Source organism: Rhodococcus sp. C26F (assembly GCF_053345925.1).
The window spans coordinates 91,671-116,756 of record NZ_JBKFBA010000012.1 but is presented as its reverse complement, the minus strand read 5'-3'; the positions used below and the strand labels follow the sequence as shown (position 1 = coordinate 116,756).

Below are 25,086 nucleotides of genomic sequence, written 5' to 3'. Positions count from 1 at the left end.
TCCGCCGGCGCCGTCCGCCGTCCGCGTTGTCGGAACTGCACGTGCAGCGATCGGTTGCGGGAACGGACGCCATCACGGCGTCGACATGCTGCCCACACCCTCCCCAGCCGGTCCTACCGCAGGTCGGGCACGTCACGGGATAACACATGAGAATCTCCTCGTATCGAATGTCGTATCGGGTTCAGACGGACAGGCGGGAATCGACCCAGGCGTTGTAACCGCCGAGCAGGTCGGTGACGTTCTCGAAACCCTGCGCGCGCAGCAGCGATGCCGCCACGCTCGAACGCCACCCACCTGCGCAGTGCACCACGATCGGTTTACCGACCGGCACCTGTTCCAGACGGGCGCGCAACTGTGCCAACGGAATCGGAACCGATCCGGGAATCGCACCGGATTCGCGTTCACCGGGGTTACGGATGTCGACGAGGGTGACCGCGTCGTCGGCGAGCAACCGGTCGAGTTCCTCGACCGTCGTCCGTCGGGCGGTCTCGATCAGGTCCGTCAGTTCGGCTGGGAAGACACCGTCGCGATCGACGTTCAGATAACCTGCCGCACCGTCGGATCCGATGCGGGCGAGACGCACCGCGGCGTCCTGTTCTTCACCGGGATAGGTGATCAGCACGATCCTCTCGCCGACCTCGGCGACCATGCCGCCCGTCTCCGCGAAACGGCCGTCGAACCCGACGTTCACCGAGCCGCGCAGGTGCCCGGCGGCGAAGTCGTCGACACCACGCGCATCGAGAAGACTTGTGCCGGATACGAGTTCGTCTTTCACCTGTTCCGGCGCCAACTCGGGAATCGCGCGGTCCTGCATCAGGAGCGGGTGCATCCGCTTGTTCATCGCCGCGTCGACCGAGAAGTACGACGGAGCCGCCGGCTGGCCTTCGGTGACCAGGGTGACGAAGTCGTCCTCGCTCATGGGCTGCACGGACGGGTTGGTGGCGCGCTGCTCGCCGATGGTCGAGGTCAGTTCGCTCGACAGGTTCTTTCCGCACGACGAACCGGCACCGTGAGCAGGCATGACGACGACCTCGTCGGGCAACGTCAGAAGCTTGTCGTGCACGGTGCGGTACATCGCCCGGGCCAGATCGCCGGTCGAGCCGTCGCCGAGGTTGACCAGGTCCGGGCGTCCGACGTCGCCGATGAACAGCGAGTCGCCGGTGAGAACTGCGGCCGGGACGGCGCCGGGGTGTTCGCGCACCAGCACCGATATCGATTCCCAGGTGTGGCCCGGGGTGGACAGGATCTCGAGTTCGACCTCACCGAGGGAGATCTTCTCGCCGTCGAGCAACCGCCGGATCGGGTAATCCGTCTCGGCCGATTCACCGAACCCGATCCACGCACCTGCGGCGTCGACCAGTTCGAGGTGACCCGAGACGAAGTCGGCGTGAAAGTGGGTGTTGATCACACCTTCGATGTCCAGTCCGTACTTCGCTGCGTCGGAAAGATATTCGTCGATGTCGCGGCGGGGGTCGACCACGACGGCCTTTCCCGTGTTCTCGTCGCCGATGAGGTAGGACGCGTGGGAGAGGCACTCGATGTAGTACTGCTCGAGAATCATGGATTCCTCCGAATGAGTCGATTCGACCTCGTTGTGGACAAGCCTGCCAGATACCCCCTAGGGTATGTCAAGTACCCCCGGGGGTATCCAGATGGAGGCACGGCCCTTCGCGCAGCGACCGTTCCCGTCTCCCCTCCTCACCGAAAGGCACCCATGACCGAGTCCTCGACGACCACCATCGACCCGAACACCCTGCACGAATCGATGAATGCCGCCGGCCACGTGCGCATCGTCGACGTCCGTACACCGGGCGAGTTCGAGTCGGTGCACATCCCCGGCTCCTACAACGTGCCGCTCGACCTGCTGCGGGAGCACCGCGACGAATTCTGCGCACATCTCGACGAGGGCATCGTGCTGGTATGCAGATCCGGACAGCGCGCAGGGCAGGCCGAGCAGACCTTGCGTGCAGCCGGCCTTTCCCACATCCGCATCCTCGACGGCGGCATTCTGGCGTGGGAATCAGCCGATCTCCCCGTCAACCGCGGTTTCGAACGGTGGGATCTCGAACGCCAGGTCCGGCTGGTCGCCGGTTCGCTCGTGCTGTCGTCGATTCTCGGCAGCGTCGCCGCCCCGAGACTGAAGTGGCTCGCGGCGGGAATCGGTGGCGGGCTGGCTTTCGCGGCACTGTCGAACACGTGCGCAATGGGCCTGCTGCTCGCCAAGCTTCCGTACAACCGCAGCGCCACGTGCGACCCGCAGACCGTCGTCGCGCAACTGATCGCATCGAAGCAACCGGCTCCATCCGACTACCGGGAGCGAGTGCGCCCGACGTGGAGACGACCATGACACTCGCACTCGGTTTCGGTGCCGCGATCGGCGTACTGCTGGGCCTGCTCGGCGGTGGCGGCTCGATTCTCGCGGTGCCGGCACTGGTCTTCGGCATGGGGTTGAGCATCGAGGAGGCCATCCCGATCTCGTTGATCGTCGTCGGCGCAGCTTCGGCGGTAGGTGCACTGCCGAAGGTGCGGGCCCGTCAGGTCCAGTGGCGGCTGGCGGGCATCTTCGCTCTCACCGGACTGCCCGCCACCTTCGTCGGCAGTGCGGTGGGACGGTTGCTCCCGGAGCGCGTACTGCTCGTCGGATTCGCGGTGGTGATGGTGGTGGCGGGAGCGCGGATGCTCGCCGAGCGTGGGAACACCGGGAGCGCGTGCTCGACGGGCGGTTCCGGGATCAACTGGCGTCGATGCGTTCCACGCTCGGCGTCGGCAGGCCTGGCAGTGGGTTTCCTCACCGGCCTGTTCGGTGTCGGCGGCGGATTCCTCATCATCCCGGCCCTGGTCCTGCTTCTCGGCGTGACGATGCCGGTCGCGGTGGGCACCTCGCTGGTGGTCATCGTCGCCAACTCGGCTTCCGGGCTCGTCTCGCACCTGAGCGGTACGAGCATCGACTGGTCGATCACGGCCGCCTTCGCAGGGACGGCGATCGTCGGCTCGCTGGCCTCGAGCCGGTTCGGTTCCCGCGTCGACACGGGTCGACTACAACGCTGGTTCGCGTTCCTGGTGTTCGCGGTGGCTACCTACGTGCTCATCGATGCCGTCTTCCTGCGATAATAGCCCGTAAAATACCCCCGGGGGTACACTGGCGGCAGGTCTACGAAAGGACATTTCCATGGTCGGCGACGAAGACAGCATCGCACTGGTACTCAACCGGTTGCGCAGAGCCCAGGGTCAGCTCGCCGGAGTGATCTCGATGATCGAACAGGGCCGCGACTGCAAGGACGTCGTCACGCAGCTCGCAGCCGTGTCGCGCGCGTTGGACCGCGCCGGATTCAAGATCGTGGCAACCGGCCTGAAGGAATGCATGAGCGGCAACGCCGAGGAGGGCAAGGAGCCGATGACCGAGGCCGAGCTCGAGAAGCTTTTCCTCGCCCTGGCCTGACCGGCGCTTCGAGAGGAAGGCAGAAATTCATGGCACTCGCACTGACGGCCACCCTGCGCACGTCGTTCGACGATGCGGTCGAACGCACCCGTAAGGCACTGTCCGAGCAAGGGTTCGGCGTTCTCACCGAAATCGACATGAAGGCCACCCTGAAAGCGAAACTCGGTGAGGACATGGAGGATTACGTGATCCTCGGTGCGTGCAATCCGCCGCTCGCCCACCGTGCGGTGACGGTCGATCGGCAGATCGGGCTCCTGCTTCCCTGCAACGTCGTTGTCCGCACCGACCCCGAGGACCCCGGCACCGTGGTGGTCGACGCGATGAACCCGCAGATGATGGTGCAGGTCGCGGACAGTCCGGGACTCGCGGATGTGGCCGATGACGCCACCACCGCCCTGCAGGCCGCCATCGATTCGTTGAAGGCGGCGGCGACAGAGGACTGACAGACGCGCTGCGGAGGTCGACACGTCGAGCGCGTGCCGGCCTCCGCAGATGTCAACGGGTCACGGGTAATTCGGGTTGTTAAATTCTGGGATCTCGATGCTGATCGGGCGCAGTTCCGCCATGTACAGCAGGACGAACTGGCGCAGCAGTTCGTCGAACGTCCAGTAGGCATCCGGCGCCAGCGGGAGCGGCAACAGCCCTTCGCGTACCGCGATGAACGGACCCCACGCGACGTCGAGCAGTGTGCCCCAGACGGGTTCGCATGGAATGTTGAGCCAGTCGGCGATCTCGTTGCCGAGCGCGAACCGGGTGAGCGCCCCGAGGATCGGGCGGGTCAGGAGCGTGAAGTCGAGACCCTTACCGAGATCGAGCAGCATGTCGGCGAGTTTCACACCCTCGGGTGTGGGCGCCAGGATCGGATCGAGCACCTCCTGCGCCTGGGATTCGGCGTCGTTCCAGGTGGCCGGGATGTACTGGTCCTCGATGCCGAGCATGTGCGCGCTGACCTGCCACGAGTGCAGGAAGGCCGTGGCCTCCGACTCCGGGATGGGAACCTTCCACTGCTCGAGGGTGCGCATCACGCTGGTGGGCAGGCTGTGCCAGGTGACCATCATGTCGTGCTGACTGATCGGCACGTCCTCGGGTGCCATGTTGGCCCAGTGCGCGGACTGCGGGAGCAGATGACGCACCGCGGCATGGACGAGCCTGGTCTTCACCGACGTGACGATCATTTCGCCGTCGTCGAGATATGCGTTGCGAGAACCGATGTCGTAACCCAGTTTCGCCGTCTTCGAGATGCGGCCCTTCATGTTGGCGCCGCCCTTGGAGTAGTAGACGGCCAGCGCTTCCTTCGGGATGACCGTACTCATCATCCCGCTCACGAATCCGTACAGGACACCGAGGTACAGCCCGCGCTTCTCGTTGAACCGAACGGCCGTCTCGAGTTTCGCCGGATCGGCCCAGGACGGAAGCTGCCGAGCGTGTTCCATGAAATCGCGCAGGTCGTTCGGAAGCCCTTCGGGCAACGGCTGGGAGTTCTTCTTCCAGGTGCGCAGCAGCTCGTTGACCCTCGGTACATCGCCGCGCTCGAGCAACGAGGCGACGAGCGGGTCGGCCTCGGTGTCCCACACCTGTCGTGGATCGGCACCGCTCCCCGTACCCGGTATCGATCCTGCCGGCGACCATCTCCAGGGCCGGGCCTGGGCCGGTGTCGCCAGCGCGAACGCCCCCAGTGCGCCGAGGAGGCCACCGGTTTTCAGAACGTCGCGTCTGCTCGGATTATCCATACTGTCGCTCCCCTACGACTCGTGGATGTAGCAATGAAACATTCGGGGTTTCTCTGTAACATGGAACCACACCGTGGCTCGGGTCACAATGAATCGTGAAATGTCACTGCTCGGGATGGTCGGCGACAGGACCGGAACGGTAAACTCTGCACTTCGAGGAGGACATGTGGATTCTGCGTCGCCGATTTCCCGAGCGGTCCCACCCGCCTCCCCACCGCCTCCTGCCGAATCGGCGTCGTTGCTGGAACGTGCTTTTCAGGGCGCGCTTCTCCTTCCGGACGAATCCGTCATGGGTACCGAGATCGACGAGACGCGCGTGCGCCTGCTCGATGCCGCCTACGAACAGTTCTGCCGCACCGGCATCCAACGCTCCTCGATGGAGGAGATCGCCCGCCGCGCGAAGCTGTCGCGAATAACCTTGTACCGCAAGTTCGAATCGAAGGACGCCCTCGTCGACGAGGTCATCCTGCGCGAGTTCCGCCGCTACTTCCTGCGTTTCCTCGAGGACATCGCCCAGGCCGACACCGTGGCGGACCGGGTGGTCCTCGGATTCGTCAGCGCGCTGCGTGTCATCCGCACGAACAGGCTGATCGGCAATCTGCTCGAGACCGAACCGGTACTGTTCGCCGGTGCGATCGGGGGCGACGACGGAACGATGCTCGCCGCCGTCCGCCGTTTCGTCGCGGGGCAGTTGCAGCGTGAACAACGCGCCGGAACGGTCGCCGCCGATCTGAACACCGACCTCGTGGCCGAGATGCTCGTCCGCATCTCGGCGTCGTTCCTCACCACACCGAGCCAGGTCGTCGACATCGACGACGACGAGGCGCTCGCCTCGATCGCCCGGCAGTTCCTCGTTCCGATGGTGCTGCCGGACTACGGCTCGACGCGGTAGTACCGGCCTTCTTCGTCCAATCGCGTACGCAGTGCTTTCAGCACCGGCCGCTGCCCCTTGTGCAGTTTCGTCTCGGCATCCGCCGCGACGATCCAGCGCGCATCGTCGACCTCCGGGATCGTGATCCGCTTACCGGACTTCGGCGGCCATTCGACCTCGCACGTGTTGCTCTCGACGAATTCCAGCTCGTCCGTCGTCTCCCCCGCGTAGATGCTGACGATCTTGCCGGACGACTGCCGGTAGCGACCGAGCAACGACAGCGGCACGTCCGGCGGTTCGATCCCGCACTCCTCGGTGAACTCGCGCAGGGCGACCTCCCGGGGGTCCTCCTCCGGGCCGTACTCCCCCTTCGGCACCGACCAGGCCGCTTCGTCCTTCCCCTTCCAGAACGGGCCGCCGGGGTGGACGAGCCACACGCTGAGCAGACCGGTGTCGTCGACGCGGTAGAACATCAGACCTGCGCTGGTGACGGCCATCATTGCTCCTGTATGCCTGCGACAGGTTGACGCAGAATGGTTTTCAGCTTCTCGGGGGCCGTGCGGCGAGGGTCGGACAGATAGATCTCGTGGTGGTCGCCGGCGAACGTCACCCCTCGTTCGGGCATCACCTGCGTGTGCAGGCGCTGCAGGACGGGGCCTTCGTCGTCGTACGGCCCGACGTGCAGGATCTGCAGCGCCCAGCCCTCCGTCAGCCGGAACGGCCGCACACGCGGCAGGGACGGGAGCGGCTTCTTCTTCGCCCGGGCCTTGTCGCCCGCCGTCTCGATCGCGTCGTTCATCATGTCGTCGGTGATCCAGGGCGGTTGCGCGATGAGCATGCGCCACGACCAGGAGTCCTTGTCCCGCGTGAGGAAGTTGGTCATGTCCTCGCTCCACCACAGACCTTCGAGAGGTCCGACGGCGAAATCCCGCCCGAGTTCCTTCTTGGAGGTGAACTTCAGGGTGTACGCCACCGAGTAGAGGGCCTCGACGGCATCGGCGTACTCCTCGGAACCGTTCGGATCACCCTTGCCGTCCACGGCGAGGTAGCCGAACTCGGGAGCGTGCACCTCGGCGAAATCCTCGGCCGAGCACGAGTACAGCTCGCGGTGCTCACGCTTGATGTCGTATTTGTCCACGGCGCCCCTTCCGTTCGAGGACGAGAATAGGCGCCCGACGGCATCCGTACGGGCGATCGACACCCCTTCGCCCCGCAGCCGATCGCGTCTAGCATCGTCCCCATGCTCGACGAGAGCACCCAGAAGACATTCGAGGAGAACCGCACCCACCTGCTGTCGGTGGCGTACCGCCTCACCGGCAGCATCGCCGACGCCGAGGACGCCGTGCAGGACGCATGGCTGCGGCTCGTGGGCGCGGATGTCTCCGAGGTGCGCGACCTGCGTGCCTGGCTGACGACGGTCGTAGGACGGTTGTGCCTCGACAGACTGCGCTCGGCCGCGGTGCGCCGCGAGACCTACGTGGGCCAGTGGCTGCCCGAACCCGTCGTGGCGCCCCTCGGCTCCCCCGCTCCCCCGGACCCGCTCGACGAGATCGTGCGCGACGAGGACAACCGCCTGGCCGCGCTCGTCGTCCTCGACAGCCTGACGCCGGCACAGCGCGTGGCGTTCGTGCTCCACGACGCGTTCGACATCCCGTTCGACGACATCGCCCGCATCCTCGGCGTCGCCACCCCGACCGCCCGCCAGCTGGCCTCCCGCGCCCGCCGTACGGTCTCGGCCGTTCCACCGCCGAGTTCACCGGCCGAACACGAGGAGGCCGTCGGGCGACTCGTCGCGGCGTTCGCGAGCGCCGACCTCGACGCCGTCGTCGCCGCGCTCCATCCCGACGCCCGCATGATCGGGGACGCCGGCGGCACGACGCGCACGGCGCTGAACATCGTGGTCGGCGCCGAGAAGGTCGCTCGGTTCATCCTCGGACTGCTGCGGCTCTACGGCGCCGAGGCATTGACGGCCTTCGAACCGGTCCTCGTCAACGGCGAGCTGGGTCTGTTGAACCGCGGTCGCCCGGCCGAGAACGGTCGGCCGGGCTTTCCTCCGCGCGTGACGGCGTGGACCGTGCGGGACGGACGGATCTGGGCGGCCTACGACATCGCGAACCCCGAGAAGCTCGGACGCGGAGTGCTCTTGCCCGACAGCATCTTCGACTAGGCGTCATGTGTTCTCGGCTTCGTCGGCCCACGGCACCCGGCAGGCGTCCGTGCTGAATCCCTGATCGTGGATGCCCAGCGCCGAGTTCATGCGCGCACGCATGTTCTCGAGCGCGATCTGATAGGTGAGTTCGACGACGCCCGCCGGCCCGAAACGACGCTCGAGGTCGGCGACCTGTTCATCGGTGACCTCCTTCGCCACGTCGCCGGTCATCGCATCGGCGTAGGCGATCGCAGCCTTCTCGTCGTCGCTGTAGAGATCGGAGGTCTCGTACTCGGCGATATGGGCGAGTCGTTCGGTGTCGAGTCCGTCCAGTCGCTGCAGCATCGTCCCGAAGTCGATGCACCACGAGCATCCGACTGTCCACGCCACGCGGTAGACCGCGATCTCCCGGACCGCGGCGGGCAGGACGGTGGAGGCGCGTTGGGCGAGCATCTCGTGGACTCCGCTCGTACGCATCAACCGCGGATGGTGCGCGGCCACCGCGAAGGGTTCGGGGACCGAACCGAACCTGCGGCGGGCGAGCGCATACATCGCACGGGTCATCGGACCGGTGCGGTCGGGAGCGACGGCTTCGAGTCGTGCCATGACGGTGTCCTTCCGGTGCGACCGACGGATACTCCGCCGGTTCGAGGTGGCCTACATCATGGAGACGAGGCAGGCCGCACGGATGTGACACCGCGGGCGCTACGCTGCAGGAATGGCTGATTCGACGACTTCGGGACGAGTTCGTACGGTCTCCCGGTTACGACCGTTCGCCTCGACGATCTTCGCCGAGATGACCGAACTCGCCGTCCGGCACGGCGCGATCAACCTCGGGCAGGGATTTCCCGACGTCGACGGCCCGCCCGCCATGCTCGAGATCGCCCGCCGCGCCATCGCCGAGGGGGTCAACCAGTACCCGCCCGGGTCCGGCATGCCGGTCCTGCGCGAGGCCGTCGCCGCCGACCGCGCCGCACGGTACGGCCTGCACCACGACCCCGAGTCCGAGGTGCTCGTCACCGTCGGTGCCACCGAAGCGATCAGCGCCGCCATCCTCGGGCTCGTCGAACCCGGAGAGGAGGTGCTCCTCACGGAGCCGTACTACGACTCGTACGCGGCCTCGGTGGCGCTCGCCGGCGCGACGCGACGGACCGTGCCGCTGACCCGTTCCGGGAACGGTTTCGTGCTCGACGTCGACGCCCTGCGCGCCGCCGTCACCGACCGGACACGGATGCTGGTCGTCAACAGCCCGCACAATCCCACCGGCACCGTCTACGACCGTGAAGCGCTGACCGCCCTGGCCGAGCTCGCCTGCGAACGCGACCTGCTGGTGCTGTCCGACGAGGTGTACGAGCATCTGGTCTTCGACGGCCGTACGCACATCCCGCTCGCATCGTTGCCCGGCATGGCCGAACGGACGATCACGGTCTCGAGCGCCGCCAAGACCTTCAACGTCACCGGATGGAAGATCGGGTGGGCGATGGGCCCGCGCGAGCTGATCGACGGGGTGCGCGCCGCGAAACAGTTCATGACGTTCGTCGGTGGGGCGCCCTTCCAACCGGCGGTCGCACATGCGTTGACGCACGAACAGGAATGGATCGCGTCGATGCGCGCCGACCTCGAACGCAAGCGAACGTTCCTGTCCCACGCACTCTCCGAGGCAGGATTGAAGGTGTCCGACTCCGCCGGAACGTATTTCGTGTGCGCCGATCTGACACCCCTCGGCCGGACCGACGCGGTGGCCTTCTGCCGGGAACTTCCGGGCCGCATCGGGGTGGCCGCGGTACCGGTGAGCGTCTTCGTGGACGACACCGCGTCGTGGAACCATCTGGTGCGCTTCGCGTTCTGCAAACGGAACGAGGTGCTCACCGAAGCGGTGGCACGTCTGAACGGATTGCAGGAGGCGCGCTAGATGTTGCGACCGACCATCCCGTCGGACTTCGTGTCGCGAGCGGTACAGGTGGGAGCCGAGGAGGGCATCGATCTGCAACCGGCCCTCGAGGCAGCACGCATCAGCCGCGCGGTGCTCACCCATCCCCATGCCCGGCTCACGCCCGCCCAGGTCAGTCGTTTCACGCAGGTGGTCTGGCAGATCACCGACGACGAACTCTTCGGCATCGCAGCGGCTCCCGTGCCCCGCGGCACCTTCCGGGTTATGTGCCTGACCCTCATCCACCGACCCGATCTCGATCACGCTCTGCAACGGATGATCGAGGTGAACCATGTCATCCGGTCCCTGCCGCAGTTGAGCCTGACCCCGGGTGCGTCCACCACCTTCCTGGACGTGGAACTGCCGGAGGTCGTGGACGACAAGACCCGCGTGGTGGTGGATTTCCTTCTCATGCTGCTGCACCGCTTCGCCGCGTGGCTGGTGGGTGGGCGTGTCCCCCTCGAATCGGTGTTCCTGCCGTACACCGAACCCGATCCCGTCCTGGCCCGCAGTTACGACGCGATCTTCGGCGTGCCGGTGACCTTCGGTGCGGGACGGGCCGCGCTCGAGATCGACAATGCTGCACTGAAGTCGCCACTCGTGCAGACCGAGGAATCACTCGAGGAGTACCTGCGGGATTCTCCGAATCTCATTCTCTCCGAACGTGAGTACGAGTCGACGGTGTCGTCCCAGGTGCGGCGGATCTTCGAATCGGGCATCGAAGGCCGGACGGCGACCGCCGAGGACATCGCCGGCAGGCTCGCGGTGAGCCCTCCCCATCTGCGACGCCTGCTCCGCCAGGAGGGCACGTCGCTGGGGCAGTTGCGCGAGGAGGTCCTCCGCGACCTCGCGATCGCGGGCCTGAGACGCGGTGAAGCGGTCGACGATCTGTCGTCCCGGCTCGGTTTCTCCGAGCCGAGCGCCTTCCGCCGTGCGTTCAAGAGGTGGACCGGAAACACCCCTCGCGCATACCGAGAACACCGCTGACGCTCCCGGCTGCCGACCGTCGCGACGCCGCCGGATACCCGGCCGGTTCCGGAACGAAACTCGATTCGACCAGGAGTTTTGGGCGAGGAGCCGGCACGCGGACATGCCGGGGCCGGGCTTGCATTCCTGCATTTTCAGTGGGAACGTCGGAAGCGAACCGTCATCGACTTTCGAGAGGGTGATCTACGAGCTATGCGCACGATCGTTCGCGACGACTATCCGACCCGCGGTCGCACCGCCTGCGAGTCCGTCGAGAGGAAGGATCCCGTCGTCTGGGGTTCGGCTGCCGGCGGGCCGCTCGACGCCGAGGCCGTGGTCGAATACGACCGCCGCGGGTTCCACACCGCCGAAGGGCTTCTCGCCGCACATGATGTGGGGAACCTTCTGGAGGAGACCGCACGACTCGGCCGGGAGCTCGGCGACGACGACCGTGTGGTCCGTGAACAGGGCAGCGGCGATGTCCGCTCGGTCTTCGACGTGCACCGGCTCAGCGATCTCGTGGACTCCATCATCCGCAGGCCCGAGATCGTCGGTATCGCACGGCAACTGCTGGGATCCGATGTGTACGTCCACCAGTCGCGGCTCAACGTCAAGCCCGGCTTCCGCGGGGGCCCGTTCTACTGGCATTCGGACTTCGAGACGTGGCACGCCGAGGACGGTATGCCCAAGCCGCGCGCCCTGAGCATCTCGATCGCTCTGACCGAGAACTACGGCTACAACGGCGGTTTGATGATCATGCCGGGTTCGCACAGGACGTACGTCTCGTGCGCGGGTGAGACGCCCGAGGACTACTACCGCGAGTCCCTGGTCACCCATGTTCCGCCGACGGGTTCGCCCGACGAGGACACCCTCACCCGGTTGGGGGCCGAGCACGGCATCGCGACGTTCACCGGTCCGGCAGGTTCGGCGACGGTCTTCGATTCGAACTGCATGCACGGTTCGAACGGGAACATCACGCCGTTCCCGCGTTCGAACCTGTTCGTGGTGTTCAACAGCGTCGAGAACACGCTCGTCGAACCGTTCGCCGCGTCGAAGCCGCGTCCGTCCTATCTGGGCAGCCGCGACTTCACGCCCCTGAAGTGACAGACATGAGGTGAGCACTCCCACGGTTGTGGCCGGGACGCCCTGCGGCGTCCCGGCCGCCGTTGTCGGAGCGCCGCGGACAGGGCGCGTATCTCACGGAGATGTCGTGCGCTCCTGCATGTCGATCGGCATGGCGCGTCCGCGCGAGCCGAAGATCGCCCGCCGGAGGGTGAACCTGCCCAGCTCGCGATCGTAGGGCCGGTATGCCGCATACGCGATCACGTGGAGACGCGACTGCAGGCGAACGAGTTTGCGGATCTGTGGCGTGAGTCTGCCGTGCAGTTCGAAAGTGTCGATGCCCGATCGGATGTAGGCCGCGTACTCGCTCGGCGGGGTGTAGGCGCGGCGCGGTGACACGTCGACGAACAGTTCGGTGAGCTGGGCGATCTCGATGTCCGCTTCGCGGAGACACAGTGCGAGGTCGATGTCCTCGTGGATCTTCGGGTCGGTACTGACGGCGTCGCGGACGCGTTCCCACGCGGACCGTCGCAGTGCCATGTTCGCGCCGTGCAGATTGTCGATCCGCCGTTCCCCGCCGAATGCTCCTTGCGCGACCCGTTTGTCGATGTACCACTGTTTGAGCCTGCGGTAGGGGGAATCGTAGGAGTTGCTGAGTCCGCTGATCGCTCCCACCTCGGCGGTGTCGTCGCGGGCGAAGAAACTGCGGACGGTGCGCGCCCAGCCGGGACGAACCCGCGTGTCCGCATCGATCCGTCCGATGAGATCTCCTGTGGCCGCATCGAATCCGGCATTACGCGCGAATGCGACACCCGGTCGTGGCTCGACGATCCGTCGCACGAGGGGCTCGCCGGCGGCGATGGCTTCGATGATCTGCGCCGTGCGATCGGTCGAATTGTTGTCCACGACCAGGATTTCGTGAATCTCCGACTTCTGGGCGAGCAGCGCCGCGAGGCATTGCGCGATGTAACGCTCCTCGTTGTGGGCCGGCACGACGATCGACAACCTGTTCGTAGCCATGGAAACGACGCTACCGGACCGACGAGGGCCGGCGGTTCGTCATCGCTGACGACTCCGCCGGCCCTTCGCGCCGCAGACGGTTCAGCCGCGACGGGTGCGCACGGCCTGTGCGAGGCGGTCGAGCTGCGCGGCGGTGGTGTCCCAGTCGATGCACGCGTCGGTGATCGACCTGCCGTAGTCGAGCTTGTCGGCCTCGCCGAGGGTCAGGTCCTGACGTCCCGCCTCGATGAAGCTCTCGAGCATCAGTCCGACGATGCCCTTCTCGCCGGCCTCGATGCGCTCGGCGACATCGGTGACGACGTCGACCTGCTTGTTGTGGTCCTTGCGGCTGTTGCCGTGGCTCGCGTCGATGACGACACGCTCGGGCAGACCGGCCTTGCGCAGGCGGGCCATCGTGTCGGCCACGGTCTCGGCGTCGTAGTTCGGTCCCGCGCTGCCACCGCGCAGGATGACGTGGCAGTCCGGGTTGCCGACGGTCTCGATGAGCGCGGCCTGACCGTCGAGGTCGGTGCCGGGGAAGACGTGGCTGGCCGCTGCGGCACGGGTGCCGTCGACCGCGACCTGCACGTCACCTTCGGTGGAGTTCTTGATGCCGACGGGCATGGACAGCGCGCTGCACAGCTGGCGGTGGACCTGACTCGCGGCGGTGCGGGCGCCGATGGCTCCGTAGGTGACCAGGTCGGCGTAGTACTGCGGAAGGATCGGATCGAGGAACTCGCAGCCGACGGGCAGGCCGAGACCGGAGACGTCGAGCAGCAGCTTGCGGCCGATGCGCAGGCCGGTGTTGATGTCGAAGGTGCCGTCGAGGTGCGGGTCGTTGAGCAGGCCCTTCCACCCGAGCGTGGTGCGCGGCTTCTCGAAGTACACACGCATCACGACGTGCAGGTCGTCGCGCAGTTCCTCGGCCTTGGCGGCCAGACGGCGCGCGTAGTCCATCGCGGCGGCGGGGTCGTGCACGGAGCAGGGGCCGACCACGACGACGAGGCGGTCGTCGGCTCCGTCGAGGATGTCGACGGTGCCGGCGCGACCCGAACGGACGGTCGCTGCGACGACGGCGTCGGGCGCGTACTCGGCACGGATCTCGGAGGGTGCGACGAGGGGGCTGACCTTGACGGTGCGCTGTTCGTCGAGATTCGACGTGGAGATTCCGGTGGTCGCGGTTCCGGTGCTGGGGCTCATCGATGGTTCCTGTTCTCGGTGGTTCGGATTCCGACCCGAGAGAACCTGAGATTCCGACGAGCCGGTCTGGATCCGGCTCGTAGGTGAAGAAGTCAGCGCGCGGTCACGCCGACCGACCCACCCCGGGCCGGCCTGCTAAACCAGAAATATGCACGCTGCATAGCTCCGGACTGTACCAGCACGGCCGATGCGCCTGTCAAACCGCCCCCGCGCGGGAACGAAGAGGTGCCTCGTCAGCGTGGGCCCGTGGGCAGGACGACACGCCCGAAGGTCGTGCTCAGCACCCCGGCAGCGGAGGTGTACCAGGCGCCGGCGGCAGCGGCGAGCCCGAAATAGCCACCGACCCTCGTCAGACCGGTCTGCTCCAGCAGCGCTCCGAGGGTGAGGAAGACGAAGGCGGCGAGGAGCACCGAGAAGGTGACGAAGAGAGCCGCGCTGATCCGGGTACTGGCGAACCACATGTAGACGGTGAAGATGGTCCAGGCCAGCAGGAAGATGCCCACCCCGACGTGCCGCTCGGCACCCATCTCCTCGGCGGTGTAGGTGACCAGGTACCAGAAGCTCAGCCAGAACGCCCCGTACGAGCTGAACGCCGTCGCCCCGAAGACGTTGCCCTTCAGGAACTCCCACATTCCGGCGGCGAGCTGTGTGAGACCGCCGTAGAACAACGCCACCCCGAAGACGGCGGCTTCCGCCTCCACCGAGATGAACCCGGCGTTGGCGCAGGACAGGATGAACGTCGTGAGGGCGAAGGCCGCCAGACCCAGAGGTCCGGGGTCGGCGATGTGGGCGCCTCTGTGAACGGGGACCGCGATTTCGTTGGGGTCGTCTTCGGTGTACGACATCCGCCGGCTCCTTCGGAGGAGAAGAACCCGGCGCAGGCTCCCGGGCTCCTTCGGATGATTCGAACACTTCCAGTGTGCGCCTCGGGAACCGGTGTGCGTGCAGCAAACGGGAAGCCGATTTCCGGCGGCGATCGACCTCCCGAACTTCTAATGTGGCGAGCATGAGCACGCACGTCGTCCGCAGCCGCCATGTCACTCGGGTCGTCCGATGCCCACCGCGCCGGGTCTACGAGTTCGCCGCGGATCCCGACAACCTGCCGAAGTGGGCGGCCGGTCTGGCGCAAAGCGAGGTGCGGCGAGTGGGCGACACCCTCGTCGCGGAGTCCCCGATGGGCGAGGTCACCGTGCGGTTCGTCGGCGCCAACGACTACGGGGTGCTCGACCACGAGGTGACACTGCCGTCGGGGACGACGGTGCACAACCCGATGCGGGTACTCCCCCATCCGGACGGTGCCGAAGTCGTCTTCACCGTCCGGCAGATCGAACTGACCGACGACGAGTTCGACCGCGACACGCGCATGGTGGAAGAGGACCTCGCGCGACTCGCGGCGCTCCTCGAGTCGTGACCCTTCGGAACAGGAGAACGTGAATGGCCCGCAAGATCGCCACCAACACCGCAGTCGGCCTGCAGGAACTGCTGGACTTCGTCCGGCCCCGGCACCGAATGATCCTCATGACGCAACGCGACGACGGCACACCGCAGGCCTCCCCCGTCACCGGCGGCGTCGACGACCGCGGACGCATCGTGATCACGACCTATCCCCGGCGCGCCAAGACCCGCAACGCCCGCAGCCGGCCCGAGGTCGGTGTCGTCGTGCTGTCCGACGACTGGAACGACGCGTGGGTGCAGGTCGACGGAACCGCGGAGGTGATCGATGCCCACGACGACGTCGAACCGTTCGTCGAGTACTTCCGCAACATCGCCGGGGAACATTCGGACTGGGACGAGTACCGGCAGGCCATGCGCGATCAGGGCAAGTCGCTGATCCGGATCACCCCGACCCGCTGGAGCCCGGTGGCCACGGGAGGCTTCCCACCCGAACTGGCGTAGATACCTCACCGCCCGCGTCGACCACGTGCCCCGCGATCCGTCGCAGGGGCACGTTGCGTTCCTGGGACAACTTCCGGAGCAGGACGAACGCATCGTCGGCACCCACCGCGAAGCGTTCCATGAGCATGCCCTTCGCCTGCCCGATGACATCGCGGGACGCGAGTGCGTCGCGCAACTGTTCCTCCTGACGGGAGGCGACCAGCGCGATCGCCGCGTGGGTCGCCAGGCTCGTGCCCACATCGATGCTGTGCTCGTCGAACGCTTCCGCACGAGAACTGTGTACGTGCAGCGCTCCGTGGACCTCGTCGGTGTACAGGCACAGCACCAGCGTCGATCCGACACCGGCAGTCGAGGATTCGGAAGAGACTGCGGGCCAACGACTCTCACGTCGCATATCGGTGACGAGAACCGTACTCCGCTCCCGCATCGACTCCACGCAGGGACCATCACCCGCTTCCCGCTGCAGTGCGTCGACCACGCTCGGCAGCGGCCCGGTCGCGGCGCGGGATTCGAAGCGCAGGCCGGACGTACGCACCGCGATGCCGGCCTGCTCGGCACCCGGGACCAGATCGACGGCCGCCGAGGTGATCAGGCGCAGGGTGTCGTCGAGACATGCGGATTCGGCGCGCATCCTGCGCGCCACCTCGTCGATCGAACAACGCCATCGCCCTTCGGGCCGTGCGCCGCTCGACCGCTCCCTGTTGCCGACCTCCCCCGATGCCACGCCACATACTTGCATCGGCCTCCCGCCGTGCCGAAAGACCCTAGTGCGAAGAGCCGGTCGTACCGGTCACGAGCGGCCGGCGGTCTACCGCCACGGCACGCGTTCCGCGTCGCGCAGCATCCGCCGTGCCGTGGACATCCGGTGCACTTCGTCGGGACCGTCGTAGATACGGGCGTAGCGCGCCCGCCGGTACATCCCCTCGAGCGGCGTGTCGGCGGTGAGACCGAGCGCCCCGTGCACCTGGATCGCACGGTCGACGACATCGTGCAGCATCTGCGCGCCGCGGAACTTGATGAGTCCGATCCGGACCCGGGCGTCCTCCCCCGCATCCATCACCCGCGCGGCGTCCAGCGTCATCAGACGGGCGGCCTGGATGTCGGCGGCGGATTCGGCGATGTAGCGCTGGATCTCGCCCTTCTCGGCGAGCAGCGATCCGTGGGCGAAGCGGGAGTTGGCGCGCGCACACATGAGTTCGAAGGCCCGTTGGGCCTGGCCGAGCCACCGCATGCAGTGGAAGATCCGTCCCGGCCCGAGCCGGTCCTGCGCGACGACGAAGCCGTTGCCGCGTTCACCGAGCACGTTCTCCTCGGGAACCCGCACACCGGCGTACCGCACCTCGTAGTGATCGCTCGGGTCGTGCCCCATCGTGGGGATCGCCCGCACGATCTCGAGTCCGGGGGTGTCGATGGGCACGATGATCGCGCTGATGCTGCGGTGCAGCGGCGTCGACTCGGGTTCGGTCCGGGCGAAGACCGTGCAGTAGCCGGCCTGCGCGGCGCCGGTGGTGAACCATTTGTGCCCGTCGATCACCCATTCGCCGTTCTCGAGCCGGGCGGTGGTCTGCACGAGCACGGGGTCGGATCCGGCCACTTCCGGCTCGGTCATGCCGACGGAGGGCAGGATGTCGCCGGAGACGAGCCCGGGGATCCAGCGCTCGCGTTGTTCGACGGTGCCGTGACGCTGGATCATCAGGGCGTCCTGCATGGACACCGATCCCACCGCGAGCTGACCGTACTCGGAGCGGCCGATGATCTCGTTGAGGTAGACGAAGTCGAGGAAGGGAACCCCGCCCCCGCCCATCTCCTCGGGATGCCCCAGAGCCCACAGCCCGAGTTCCTTCGCCCTGGCCTTCAGCCCGGCGAGCACCTCGGCGGCCTTGTCGTCGTGGCGGCTCAGGACGGGTTCGAGAGGAATCACCTCGTCGTCGATGAACGAACGCATGCGGGTGCACAGCTCGGCTACCCGCCCTTCGGGCCGGTTCGCAGTCATGCCCGCCAATCTATCGGCGCACACGTGCACTCACATAGCGTTCCGTCCGGTCCGGGTGTGGAAATCCGTCCGCCGGGGCATTCTGGGGCGAGTCCATCCTGCGACGCGACGAGCACGGAGGTGCCATGCCGGATCCGTCCGACCGAGTACCCGAATACGAACACACCGAAGACGGTCATCTCGTCGAGAGCCGGGCGGAGGACTTCGCCCATGCGCGCAGCCTGCCCGTCGACCCGGACTGGTTCAAGACCGCGGTGTTCTACGAGGTCCTCGCCCGCGCTTTCAACGACTCGAACAACGACGGCACCGGCGACCTGCGGGGGCTGACCGAGAAACTCGACTACATCGCGTGGCTCGGCGCCGACTGCATCTGGCTGCCGCCCTTCTACGATTCACCGCTCCGCGACGGCGGTTACGACATCCGCGACTTCCGGGCGGTGCTACCGGAATTCGGCACGGTCGAGGACTTCGTCATCTTCCTCGACGAGGCGCACAAACGCGGTATCCGCGTCATCACCGACCTCGTCATGAACCACACGTCCGACACGCACGCGTGGTTCCAGGAATCGCGGAGCGACCCCGACGGGCCGTACGGCGACTTCTACGTGTGGTCGGATGTCGACGACCGATACCAGGAAGCCCGCATCATCTTCGTCGACACCGAGACGTCCAACTGGACGTGGGATCCGGTGCGCAAGCAGTACTACTGGCACCGGTTCTTCTCGCACCAGCCCGACCTGAACTACGACAACCCCGAAGTACAGGACGCGATGCTCGACGTCCTGCGGTTCTGGCTCGATCTCGGCATCGACGGGTTCCGCCTCGACGCGGTCCCCTATCTGTTCGAGCGTGAGGGGACCAACTGCGAGAACCTCCCCGAGACGCACGCCTTCCTCAAGAAGTGCCGTGCGGTGATGGATGCCGAATATCCCGGCCGGGTGATGCTGGCGGAGGCGAACCAGTGGCCCACCGACGTCGTCGAGTACTTCGGCGAACCCGAGATCGGCGACGAGTGCCACATGGCCTTCCACTTCCCGCTGATGCCGCGCATCTTCATGGCGGTGCGGCGGCAGAACCGTTTCCCGATCTCGGAGATCCTCGCCCAGACCCCGCCGATCCCGAAGACCGCCCAGTGGGGCATCTTCCTCCGCAACCATGACGAGCTGACCCTCGAGATGGTGACGGACGAGGAACGCGATTACATGTACGCCGAGTACGTCACCGACCCGCGGATGCGCGCGAACATCGGCATCCGCCGTCGTCTGGCGCCGTTGCTGGAGAACGACCGCAACCAGCTCGAGCTCTTCACCGCTCTGTTGCTGAGCCTGCCCGGATCCCCCGTCCTGTACTACGGCGACGAGATCGGCATGGGCGACAACATCTGGCTCGGCGACCGCGACGCGGTGCGGACCCCGATGCAGTGGACCCCCGACCGCAACGCGGGCTTCTCCCGCGCCGACCCGGGCCGGCTGTACCTGCCGGTGATCATGGATCCCACCTACGGGTACCAGGCGGTGAACGTCGAATCGCAGATGAACTCGACGAACTCGCTGTTGCACTGGACGCGGCGGATGATCCAGGTCCGCAAGCAGCATCCGGCCTTCGGTAAGGCCTCGTTCACCGAACTCGGCAGCGCGAATCCCGCGATCCTGTCCTATCTGCGCGAGATGTCGCCCGGCCCGGAACGCAACTACAGCGACGTCATCCTGTGCGTGAACAACCTGTCGCGCTATCCGCAGGCGGTCGTCCTCGATCTGTCGCGCTTCGCCGGGTGGATCCCGGTGGAGCTGACCGGGTCCGTCCCGTTCCCGACGATCACGGAGGAGGGTTACATGATCACCCTGCCCGGTCACGGATTCTTCTGGTTCGCGCTGCAACCCGATCCGTCGAAGGAGGGACCGGGCGAACACCCGGTGAGCAGCGAAGCGGAAGCGGCGGTGCAGCCGTGACGACCAACAACGAGCTCTACCCGGACGAACGGCTCGTCGAGGATCTGCGCGAATGGATGCCGCACCAGCGATGGTTCGCGGCCAAGGGCCACACCATCACCGGGATCGGTGTCGTCCTGCGTCATCCGCTCGTGGAGGAGTCCGGTTTCGGGGCCGACCATCTGATCGTGAAGGTCTCGTTCGACTCGACCGCGGACCAGATCTATCAGGTGCCCCTCGGTTTCCGTTCCCATCTCCCCGAGGAACTGCAGTCGTGGAGCGTGGTCGGCCCCGACGACTCCCACGACCACGGCCTGCACGTCTACGACGGCCTCCGCGATCAGGAGATCCTCGACCGGTATTCGCGCAATCTGGCGAGCGGCGCCCCCGCCGGCCCGGTGGATCTCCACACCGTTCCGGGTGCGGTCATCGAACCGGGCCTGCGTGGGCGTGCGCTGAGCGCGGAGCAGTCCAACACCTCCGTGGTCCTCGGAGAGAAGTTGCTGCTCAAGATGTTCCGTCGGCTCACGCTCGGCATCAATCCGGACGTCGAGCTGCCGCTCGCGCTCGGCGAGGACGGATGTCGGTCGATCGCCCCGATCCGGGCGTGGATCGAAGCGGAGGTCGACGGGGTCCGCACCACGCTGGCGATGGTGCAGGACTTCGCGGCGAACTCGGCCGACGGCTGGTCGATGGCGCTCGGCAGTGTCCGGGACCTGCTCCTCGAAGGAGACCTGCGCGCCGACGAGGTGGGCACCGACTTCGCCGGGGAATCCCATCGCATCGGTGCGGCCGTGGCGGATGTGCACGCCCATCTCGGCTCCGCGCTCGGCACCGACGAGCGCGCCGCCGCCGAACTGGCCGAGGGCATGATCCGCCGGCTCGAGGGTGCGGCGGCCGAGGTCCCCGAGCTCGCCGAACTCACCGACGCGGTCCGGGCCCGGTTCGATGAGGTTGCGGCGCTGGGTCAGGTTCCGGTGCACCGCATCCACGGCGACCTGCATCTCGGGCAGGTGCTGCGTACCCCCGAGCGCTGGTTGCTCATCGACTTCGAGGGCGAACCCGCGAAGTCGCTCGAGGAGCGCCGCAAGCCCGACAGTCCGTTCCGGGACGTGGCGGGAATGCTGCGGTCGTTCGACTATGCCGCGCACCACTCGATCCGTGAATCCGAACAGGGCACGGCGGTGGAGTCGCAGCGGGAGTTCCGGGCCCGGGAGTGGGCCGAACGCAACTGTGCCGCCTTCTGCGACGGCTACGCAGCTGCCTCGGGCACGGATCCGCGGGACTCCGACGTCCTGCTGCGCGGTTACGAGCTCGACAAGGCGGTCTACGAGGTGGTCTACGAGGCACGGCACCGTCCCTCGTGGCTGCATCTGCCGCTCGAGGCGATCCGTCGTCTCACCGCCCGCTGACCACCGCCCGAACGCGGGAAGGGGAGAGATGCCGTGGCATCTCTCCCCTTCCTCGTCGTGCGGGTCAGCTCACCTGGAGCAGCAGTTCGTCCTCGACGACGTCCGCCGTGACCCGGTTGCCCTCGGCGAGCGCGTCGTCGAGCAGCATGTCGGCGATGCGGTCGTCGACCACCCGGGAGATCGAGCGGCGCAACGGACGGGCACCGAACTCGGGCTGGTGACCGTTGCGGGCGATCCACGCCACCGCGTCGGCGGTGAACTCGAGGTCGATCCCCTTGCTCTGCAGCCGCTTCCGGCTGTCGTCGAGCAGCAGCTCGGTGATCCGGTGCAGCTGGTCGTCGTCGAGCTTGCGGAACATCACGATCTCGTCGATGCGGTTGAGGAACTCCGGCCGCATCGATTCGCGCAGCCGTCCCATGACCCGGTCGCGCAGCGGCTTCTCGGCCGCCTCGGCGTCACCGGTGGTGAAGCCGAGCGCGCCTCCGCGGCTCGAGATGATGTCCGAACCGAGGTTGCTGGTCATGATGACGACGGTGTTGGTGAAGTCCACCGTGCGTCCCTCACCGTCGGTGAGGCGACCGTCGTCGAGGACCTGCAGCAGCGTGTTGAACACGTCCGGATGCGCCTTCTCGATCTCGTCGAGCAGCACCACCGAGTAGGGGTGGCGACGCACCTGTTCGGTGAGCTGCCCGGCCTCGCCGTAACCGACGTAACCGGGAGGGGCACCGACGAGACGGCTCACGGTGTGGCGTTCGCCGAACTCGCTCATGTCGATGCGCAGCATGGTGCGTTCGTCGCCGAAGAGGACCTCGGCGAGGGCCTTCGCGAGCTCGGTCTTGCCGACGCCGGTGGGACCGAGGAACAGGAAGCTGCCCACCGGACGACGCGGGTCGCTCATGCCGGAGCGGCTGCGCCGCACGGCGCGTGCCACGGCGTGGACGGCCTCGTCCTGCCCGACGACGCGCTTGTGCAGCTCGTCCTCGAGAGTGCGCAGCCTCTCCTTCTCGGCACGGGTCATCTGCGAGGCGGGGACCCCGGTGGCCCGCGAGACGATCTCGGCGATCAGCTCGGGGTCGACGGTGGGAGTTCCCTCGCCGTCGCCCTCACCATCGCCACCATCGATCCGCGCCTGGATACGAAGGATCTCGTCGCGGATGCGCGAGGCCTCCTCGTACTGTTCGGCCTCGACCGCGCGATCCTTCTCGGCTTCGAGTTCGTCCAGCCGCGAACGCAGTTCGGTCACGTCGGTGCGCGGCACCCGCAGGCGCAGTCGTGCACCGGCCTGGTCGACGAGGTCGATCGCCTTGTCCGGCAGGTGCCGGTCGGGCAGGTACCGCATCGACAGGTCGACGGCCGCTTCGAGCGCTTCGTCGGTGTACCGGACCTTGTGGAACTCGGCGTACCGATCGGCGAGACCCTTCAGGATCGCGACGGCGTCGTCGCGGGCGGGCTCGTCGACCGTGACCGGCTGGAAACGACGTTCGAGCGCAGGATCCTTCTCGATGTGCTTGCGGTACTCGTCGAGGGTGGTCGCACCGACGACGTGCAGTTCACCTCGGGCGAGCTTCGGCTTGAGGATGTTCGCCGCGTCCATCGCGCCCTCGTTGCCGGCGCCCGCGCCGACGACGGTGTGGATCTCGTCGATGAAGACGATGAGCTTGCCCTGCTGGGCGGTGATCTCGTCGAGCGCCGCGGTGAGGCGTTCCTCGAAGTCGCCCCGGTAGCGGGTTCCGGCGACCATCGCCGTCAGGTCGAGCTGGACGATCCGCTTGTCCTGCAGGATGTCCGGGATGTCGCCGTCGACGATGCGCTGGGCGAGCCCTTCGACGATGGCGGTCTTGCCGACGCCGGCCTCACCGACGAGCACCGGGTTGTTCTTGGTGCGTCGGGCGAGGATCTCGATCGTCTGCTCGATCTCGTCGGCACGGCCGATGACGGGGTCGATGCCGCCGCCGCGGGCCCGCTCGGTGAGGTCGACGCCGAACTTGTCGAGCGTCGGCGTCGGGGTCTCCTCCGCGACGGGAGCTGCGGGGGTGGGCTGCAGCGCGGTCTGCAACGACTGCGGGGTCACGCCCAGCGACGCCAGCAGGCGTCCGGGAGCGCGGGTCTGGTCGGCCGCGAGCGTGAAGAACAGGTGCTCGGGGTCGATGTAGGTGGAGCCGAGCGCACGCGAGAGCTGGTGCGCTTCGAGGAGTGCGGTCTTCACGGCACCGGTCAGTGCGGGTGCGGAGACGGCCTCACCGGGGCGGCTCTGCGGCAGCCGCTGGTCGACGGCGGCAGCGACGTCGGCGGGGTCGGCTCCGGCGCGTGTCATGACCGTGCGGGAGGGATCCTGCTCCGCCATCGCGCGGAGGAGGTGCAGCACGTCGAGTTCCGCGTCACCACGGTCGGTGGCGTAGCGCGCTGCGTGGGCGAGGAGGTCCTGGGTACCGCGGCTCATGAAACGTGTGATGTCGATTCGGCCGGGGCCACCAGGCCCGAAGAATGCCGGCATTCCGAAGCCTTTCTGTCGAACTTGAGCCATTCTCACTCAACTAACGTGCCCAAAGTGCTCTCAATTCCCACATGGAAGTGATCCGGAACACGTATCGAGTTGTGGCCATTAATGTTGTGCACAACAAAACGGGGGGCTACATTCATTCCCGTGCCGTCTCCACTCGAACTCGACCAGCAGGTGTGCTTCGCGCTCTACCGCGCCTCCCGCACCATCACGGCCGCATATCGGCCACATCTCGATCGGCTGGGCATCACCTACCCGCAGTACCTGGTGCTCCTGGCGCTGTGGGAACGCGATGCGCGAGGCGTGCAGGATCTGTGCGACTCGCTCGATCTCGACACAGGCACACTGTCCCCCCTGCTCAAACGGCTCGAGGCCGCCGGATACGTCGAACGACGCCGGCAGCAGACCGACGAACGTCGTGTCGTCGTCCACCTCACCGAAGCGGGAGATGCACTCCGGACAGAGGCCACGGACATCCCCGGCTGCGTGACGCGAGACAGCCGGTTCGACGTCGACGAACTGGTCGCGCTGCGCGAGACGCTCCACCGCCTGACCGCCGCGTTGCAGGAAGCACCCGGCGCACTCTCGAAGAAAGGCAGGACATCGTGAACATCATCTACACCGCCGAAGCACTCGCCACCGGAGCAGGCCGCGACGGCCACGCCCGCACCAGCGACGGCAAGCTCGACGTCGACCTGTCCATCCCCACCGAGATGGGCGGCAGCGGCAAGGGCACCAACCCCGAACAGCTCTTCGCCGCCGGATACGCCGCGTGCTTCCACTCGGCACTGCAGATGATCGCCCGACAGGAGAAGGCGGACGTCAGCGACTCCGCGGTCGGCGCCCGCGTCGGCATCGGCCCGACCGACGGCGGCGGATTCGGTCTCGCCGTCACCCTCGAGGTGACTCTGCCGAACCTCCCCCGCGAGCAGGCGCTCGAGCTCACCGAGAAGGCTCACCAGGTGTGCCCGTACTCCAACGCCACCCGCGGCAACATCGACGTCACCCTCG

26 protein-coding genes are annotated in these 25,086 nt (G+C 66.9%); 15 read left to right on the top strand and 11 right to left on the bottom strand.

Annotated elements, in window-relative coordinates; all coding sequences use genetic code 11:
• Positions 1–181: 181 nt before the first annotated feature.
• Entirely contained in the window at positions 182–1,561 is a 1,380-nt protein-coding gene (locus ACLBYD_RS15395; protein ID WP_447817121.1) for an MBL fold metallo-hydrolase, read from the bottom strand.
• 153 nt (positions 1,562–1,714) lie between these two features.
• Between ACLBYD_RS15395 and ACLBYD_RS15390 the strand changes: the two genes are divergently transcribed.
• From ACLBYD_RS15390 to ACLBYD_RS15375, 4 genes are read left to right on the top strand one after another with little or no spacing between them, the layout of a single operon-like run.
• A complete protein-coding gene (locus ACLBYD_RS15390) occupies positions 1,715–2,347 on the top strand; it encodes a rhodanese-like domain-containing protein (RefSeq protein WP_447817120.1) in 633 nt (210 codons plus the stop codon).
• The gene (locus tag ACLBYD_RS15385) at positions 2,344–3,111 is read left to right on the top strand and encodes a sulfite exporter TauE/SafE family protein (protein WP_447817119.1); all 768 of its coding nucleotides are present in this window, start codon (positions 2,344–2,346) and stop codon (positions 3,109–3,111) included. Before ACLBYD_RS15390 ends, ACLBYD_RS15385 begins: the two co-directional genes overlap by 4 nt.
• 58 nt (positions 3,112–3,169) lie before the next feature.
• Complete coding sequence (locus ACLBYD_RS15380; protein ID WP_024103066.1) at positions 3,170–3,439, top strand: metal-sensitive transcriptional regulator; 270 nt, start codon at positions 3,170–3,172, stop codon at positions 3,437–3,439.
• Between the two features lie 29 nt (positions 3,440–3,468).
• Positions 3,469–3,882, top strand: a complete 414-nt coding sequence (locus ACLBYD_RS15375) for a DUF302 domain-containing protein (RefSeq protein WP_447817118.1) — start codon at positions 3,469–3,471, stop codon at positions 3,880–3,882.
• 60 nt (positions 3,883–3,942) lie between these two features.
• Here ACLBYD_RS15375 and ACLBYD_RS15370 read toward each other — a convergent pair whose 3' ends face one another.
• Positions 3,943–5,169 (bottom strand): oxygenase MpaB family protein, encoded by a 1,227-nt coding sequence (locus ACLBYD_RS15370; RefSeq protein ID WP_447817117.1) that lies wholly within the window; start codon positions 5,167–5,169, stop codon positions 3,943–3,945.
• A 289-nt stretch (positions 5,170–5,458) separates the two neighbouring features.
• Here ACLBYD_RS15370 and ACLBYD_RS15365 point away from each other — a divergent pair, with 289 nt between their 5' ends.
• A complete protein-coding gene (locus ACLBYD_RS15365; RefSeq protein WP_081314495.1) occupies positions 5,459–6,061 on the top strand; it encodes a TetR/AcrR family transcriptional regulator in 603 nt (200 codons plus the stop codon).
• On the opposite strand, the gene ACLBYD_RS15360 is transcribed toward ACLBYD_RS15365, so the two are convergent.
• The gene (locus ACLBYD_RS15360) at positions 6,043–6,537 is read right to left on the bottom strand and encodes an NUDIX hydrolase (protein WP_447817116.1); all 495 of its coding nucleotides are present in this window, start codon (positions 6,535–6,537) and stop codon (positions 6,043–6,045) included. The two genes, ACLBYD_RS15365 and ACLBYD_RS15360, sit on opposite strands and share 19 nt — an antisense overlap.
• Positions 6,537–7,178 (bottom strand): GyrI-like domain-containing protein, encoded by a 642-nt coding sequence (locus ACLBYD_RS15355; RefSeq protein ID WP_447817115.1) that lies wholly within the window; start codon positions 7,176–7,178, stop codon positions 6,537–6,539. The genes ACLBYD_RS15360 and ACLBYD_RS15355 overlap by 1 nt, the downstream gene beginning before the upstream one ends.
• Positions 7,179–7,280: 102 nt before the next feature.
• Between ACLBYD_RS15355 and ACLBYD_RS15350 the strand changes: the two genes are divergently transcribed.
• Positions 7,281–8,207 (top strand): sigma-70 family RNA polymerase sigma factor, encoded by a 927-nt coding sequence (locus tag ACLBYD_RS15350; protein WP_447817114.1) that lies wholly within the window; start codon positions 7,281–7,283, stop codon positions 8,205–8,207.
• Between the two features lie 3 nt (positions 8,208–8,210).
• Here ACLBYD_RS15350 and ACLBYD_RS15345 read toward each other — a convergent pair whose 3' ends face one another.
• Entirely contained in the window at positions 8,211–8,795 is a 585-nt protein-coding gene (locus ACLBYD_RS15345) for a carboxymuconolactone decarboxylase family protein (RefSeq protein WP_447817113.1), read from the bottom strand.
• A 112-nt stretch (positions 8,796–8,907) separates the two neighbouring features.
• Between ACLBYD_RS15345 and ACLBYD_RS15340 the strand changes: the two genes are divergently transcribed.
• The 3 genes from ACLBYD_RS15340 to thpD all read left to right on the top strand — a co-directional run bounded on the left by ACLBYD_RS15340 (position 8,908) and on the right by thpD (position 12,189).
• Positions 8,908–10,101: a pyridoxal phosphate-dependent aminotransferase gene (locus ACLBYD_RS15340; RefSeq protein WP_447817112.1), complete on the top strand. Its 1,194-nt coding sequence runs from the start codon at positions 8,908–8,910 to the stop codon at positions 10,099–10,101.
• Complete coding sequence (locus ACLBYD_RS15335; RefSeq protein WP_447817111.1) at positions 10,102–11,106, top strand: AraC family transcriptional regulator; 1,005 nt, start codon at positions 10,102–10,104, stop codon at positions 11,104–11,106.
• Between the two features lie 192 nt (positions 11,107–11,298).
• Positions 11,299–12,189, top strand: a complete 891-nt coding sequence (thpD, locus tag ACLBYD_RS15330) for an ectoine hydroxylase (protein ID WP_447817110.1) — start codon at positions 11,299–11,301, stop codon at positions 12,187–12,189.
• Positions 12,190–12,282: 93 nt separating this feature from the next.
• Here the strand turns inward: thpD and ACLBYD_RS15325 are convergent, their stop codons facing one another.
• The 3 genes from ACLBYD_RS15325 to ACLBYD_RS15315 form a co-directional block, all read right to left on the bottom strand.
• Positions 12,283–13,167 carry a glycosyltransferase gene (locus ACLBYD_RS15325; RefSeq protein ID WP_447817109.1) on the bottom strand — a complete coding sequence of 295 codons (885 nt, stop codon included), beginning with the start codon at positions 13,165–13,167 and terminating at the stop codon, positions 12,283–12,285.
• Positions 13,168–13,248: 81 nt separating this feature from the next.
• Complete coding sequence (locus ACLBYD_RS15320; protein WP_447817108.1) at positions 13,249–14,346, bottom strand: 3-deoxy-7-phosphoheptulonate synthase; 1,098 nt, start codon at positions 14,344–14,346, stop codon at positions 13,249–13,251.
• Between the two features lie 233 nt (positions 14,347–14,579).
• The gene (locus ACLBYD_RS15315) at positions 14,580–15,191 is read right to left on the bottom strand and encodes an acetate uptake transporter (RefSeq protein WP_120281516.1); all 612 of its coding nucleotides are present in this window, start codon (positions 15,189–15,191) and stop codon (positions 14,580–14,582) included.
• Between the two features lie 161 nt (positions 15,192–15,352).
• Between ACLBYD_RS15315 and ACLBYD_RS15310 the strand changes: the two genes are divergently transcribed.
• Positions 15,353–15,757: an SRPBCC family protein gene (locus ACLBYD_RS15310; protein WP_447817107.1), complete on the top strand. Its 405-nt coding sequence runs from the start codon at positions 15,353–15,355 to the stop codon at positions 15,755–15,757.
• Positions 15,758–15,780: 23 nt separating this feature from the next.
• Positions 15,781–16,242 (top strand): PPOX class F420-dependent oxidoreductase, encoded by a 462-nt coding sequence (locus ACLBYD_RS15305; protein ID WP_447817106.1) that lies wholly within the window; start codon positions 15,781–15,783, stop codon positions 16,240–16,242.
• Here the strand turns inward: ACLBYD_RS15305 and ACLBYD_RS15300 are convergent.
• Positions 16,184–16,873 (bottom strand): GAF and ANTAR domain-containing protein, encoded by a 690-nt coding sequence (locus ACLBYD_RS15300; protein ID WP_447817105.1) that lies wholly within the window; start codon positions 16,871–16,873, stop codon positions 16,184–16,186. The two genes, ACLBYD_RS15305 and ACLBYD_RS15300, sit on opposite strands and share 59 nt — an antisense overlap.
• A gap of 177 nt (positions 16,874–17,050) precedes the next feature.
• Positions 17,051–18,235 carry an acyl-CoA dehydrogenase family protein gene (locus ACLBYD_RS15295; protein WP_447817104.1) on the bottom strand — a complete coding sequence of 395 codons (1,185 nt, stop codon included), beginning with the start codon at positions 18,233–18,235 and terminating at the stop codon, positions 17,051–17,053.
• Between the two features lie 125 nt (positions 18,236–18,360).
• On the opposite strand from ACLBYD_RS15295, the gene treS reads away from it, so the two are divergent.
• Both treS and ACLBYD_RS15285 read left to right on the top strand, forming a co-directional pair.
• Positions 18,361–20,184, top strand: a complete 1,824-nt coding sequence (treS, locus tag ACLBYD_RS15290; RefSeq protein WP_060651952.1) for a maltose alpha-D-glucosyltransferase — start codon at positions 18,361–18,363, stop codon at positions 20,182–20,184.
• A gap of 56 nt (positions 20,185–20,240) precedes the next feature.
• On the top strand, positions 20,241–21,575 hold the full coding sequence (locus tag ACLBYD_RS15285) for a maltokinase N-terminal cap-like domain-containing protein (protein ID WP_447817138.1): 1,335 nt from the start codon (positions 20,241–20,243) through the stop codon (positions 21,573–21,575).
• 64 nt (positions 21,576–21,639) lie between these two features.
• Here ACLBYD_RS15285 and ACLBYD_RS15280 read toward each other — a convergent pair whose 3' ends face one another.
• Positions 21,640–24,069 (bottom strand): ATP-dependent Clp protease ATP-binding subunit, encoded by a 2,430-nt coding sequence (locus tag ACLBYD_RS15280; protein ID WP_447817103.1) that lies wholly within the window; start codon positions 24,067–24,069, stop codon positions 21,640–21,642.
• 150 nt (positions 24,070–24,219) lie between these two features.
• Here ACLBYD_RS15280 and ACLBYD_RS15275 point away from each other — a divergent pair, with 150 nt between their 5' ends.
• Complete coding sequence (locus ACLBYD_RS15275) at positions 24,220–24,684, top strand: MarR family winged helix-turn-helix transcriptional regulator (protein ID WP_006551726.1); 465 nt, start codon at positions 24,220–24,222, stop codon at positions 24,682–24,684.
• Positions 24,681–25,086, top strand: a 406-nt coding sequence (locus tag ACLBYD_RS15270) for an organic hydroperoxide resistance protein (protein ID WP_447817102.1), incomplete at its 3' end; no start/stop codon positions are given. The genes ACLBYD_RS15275 and ACLBYD_RS15270, both read left to right, overlap by 4 nt.

What these genes read in the sequence shown, in the direction of transcription:
- ACLBYD_RS15360 (WP_447817116.1), bottom strand. Translation starts at nt 6,537, where the DNA reads ATGGCCGTCACCAGCGCAGGTCTGATGTTCTACCGCGTCGACGACACC.
- ACLBYD_RS15305 (WP_447817106.1), top strand. Translation starts at nt 15,781, where the DNA reads ATGGCCCGCAAGATCGCCACCAACACCGCAGTCGGCCTGCAGGAACTG.
- ACLBYD_RS15345 (WP_447817113.1), bottom strand. Translation starts at nt 8,795, where the DNA reads ATGGCACGACTCGAAGCCGTCGCTCCCGACCGCACCGGTCCGATGACC.
- ACLBYD_RS15280 (WP_447817103.1), bottom strand. Translation starts at nt 24,069, where the DNA reads ATGCCGGCATTCTTCGGGCCTGGTGGCCCCGGCCGAATCGACATCACA.
- ACLBYD_RS15295 (WP_447817104.1), bottom strand. Translation starts at nt 18,235, where the DNA reads ATGACTGCGAACCGGCCCGAAGGGCGGGTAGCCGAGCTGTGCACCCGC.
- ACLBYD_RS15395 (WP_447817121.1), bottom strand. Translation starts at nt 1,561, where the DNA reads ATGATTCTCGAGCAGTACTACATCGAGTGCCTCTCCCACGCGTCCTAC.
- ACLBYD_RS15375 (WP_447817118.1), top strand. Translation starts at nt 3,469, where the DNA reads ATGGCACTCGCACTGACGGCCACCCTGCGCACGTCGTTCGACGATGCG.
- ACLBYD_RS15380 (WP_024103066.1), top strand. Translation starts at nt 3,170, where the DNA reads ATGGTCGGCGACGAAGACAGCATCGCACTGGTACTCAACCGGTTGCGC.
- treS (WP_060651952.1), top strand. Translation starts at nt 18,361, where the DNA reads ATGCCGGATCCGTCCGACCGAGTACCCGAATACGAACACACCGAAGAC.
- ACLBYD_RS15320 (WP_447817108.1), bottom strand. Translation starts at nt 14,346, where the DNA reads ATGAGCCCCAGCACCGGAACCGCGACCACCGGAATCTCCACGTCGAAT.
- ACLBYD_RS15390 (WP_447817120.1), top strand. Translation starts at nt 1,715, where the DNA reads ATGACCGAGTCCTCGACGACCACCATCGACCCGAACACCCTGCACGAA.
- ACLBYD_RS15365 (WP_081314495.1), top strand. Translation starts at nt 5,459, where the DNA reads ATGGGTACCGAGATCGACGAGACGCGCGTGCGCCTGCTCGATGCCGCC.
- ACLBYD_RS15285 (WP_447817138.1), top strand. Translation starts at nt 20,241, where the DNA reads ATGCCGCACCAGCGATGGTTCGCGGCCAAGGGCCACACCATCACCGGG.
- ACLBYD_RS15300 (WP_447817105.1), bottom strand. Translation starts at nt 16,873, where the DNA reads ATGCGCGCCGAATCCGCATGTCTCGACGACACCCTGCGCCTGATCACC.
- ACLBYD_RS15335 (WP_447817111.1), top strand. Translation starts at nt 10,102, where the DNA reads ATGTTGCGACCGACCATCCCGTCGGACTTCGTGTCGCGAGCGGTACAG.
- ACLBYD_RS15340 (WP_447817112.1), top strand. Translation starts at nt 8,908, where the DNA reads ATGGCTGATTCGACGACTTCGGGACGAGTTCGTACGGTCTCCCGGTTA.
- ACLBYD_RS15325 (WP_447817109.1), bottom strand. Translation starts at nt 13,167, where the DNA reads ATGGCTACGAACAGGTTGTCGATCGTCGTGCCGGCCCACAACGAGGAG.
- ACLBYD_RS15350 (WP_447817114.1), top strand. Translation starts at nt 7,281, where the DNA reads ATGCTCGACGAGAGCACCCAGAAGACATTCGAGGAGAACCGCACCCAC.
- ACLBYD_RS15370 (WP_447817117.1), bottom strand. Translation starts at nt 5,169, where the DNA reads ATGGATAATCCGAGCAGACGCGACGTTCTGAAAACCGGTGGCCTCCTC.
- ACLBYD_RS15385 (WP_447817119.1), top strand. Translation starts at nt 2,344, where the DNA reads ATGACACTCGCACTCGGTTTCGGTGCCGCGATCGGCGTACTGCTGGGC.
- ACLBYD_RS15310 (WP_447817107.1), top strand. Translation starts at nt 15,353, where the DNA reads ATGAGCACGCACGTCGTCCGCAGCCGCCATGTCACTCGGGTCGTCCGA.
- thpD (WP_447817110.1), top strand. Translation starts at nt 11,299, where the DNA reads ATGCGCACGATCGTTCGCGACGACTATCCGACCCGCGGTCGCACCGCC.
- ACLBYD_RS15315 (WP_120281516.1), bottom strand. Translation starts at nt 15,191, where the DNA reads ATGTCGTACACCGAAGACGACCCCAACGAAATCGCGGTCCCCGTTCAC.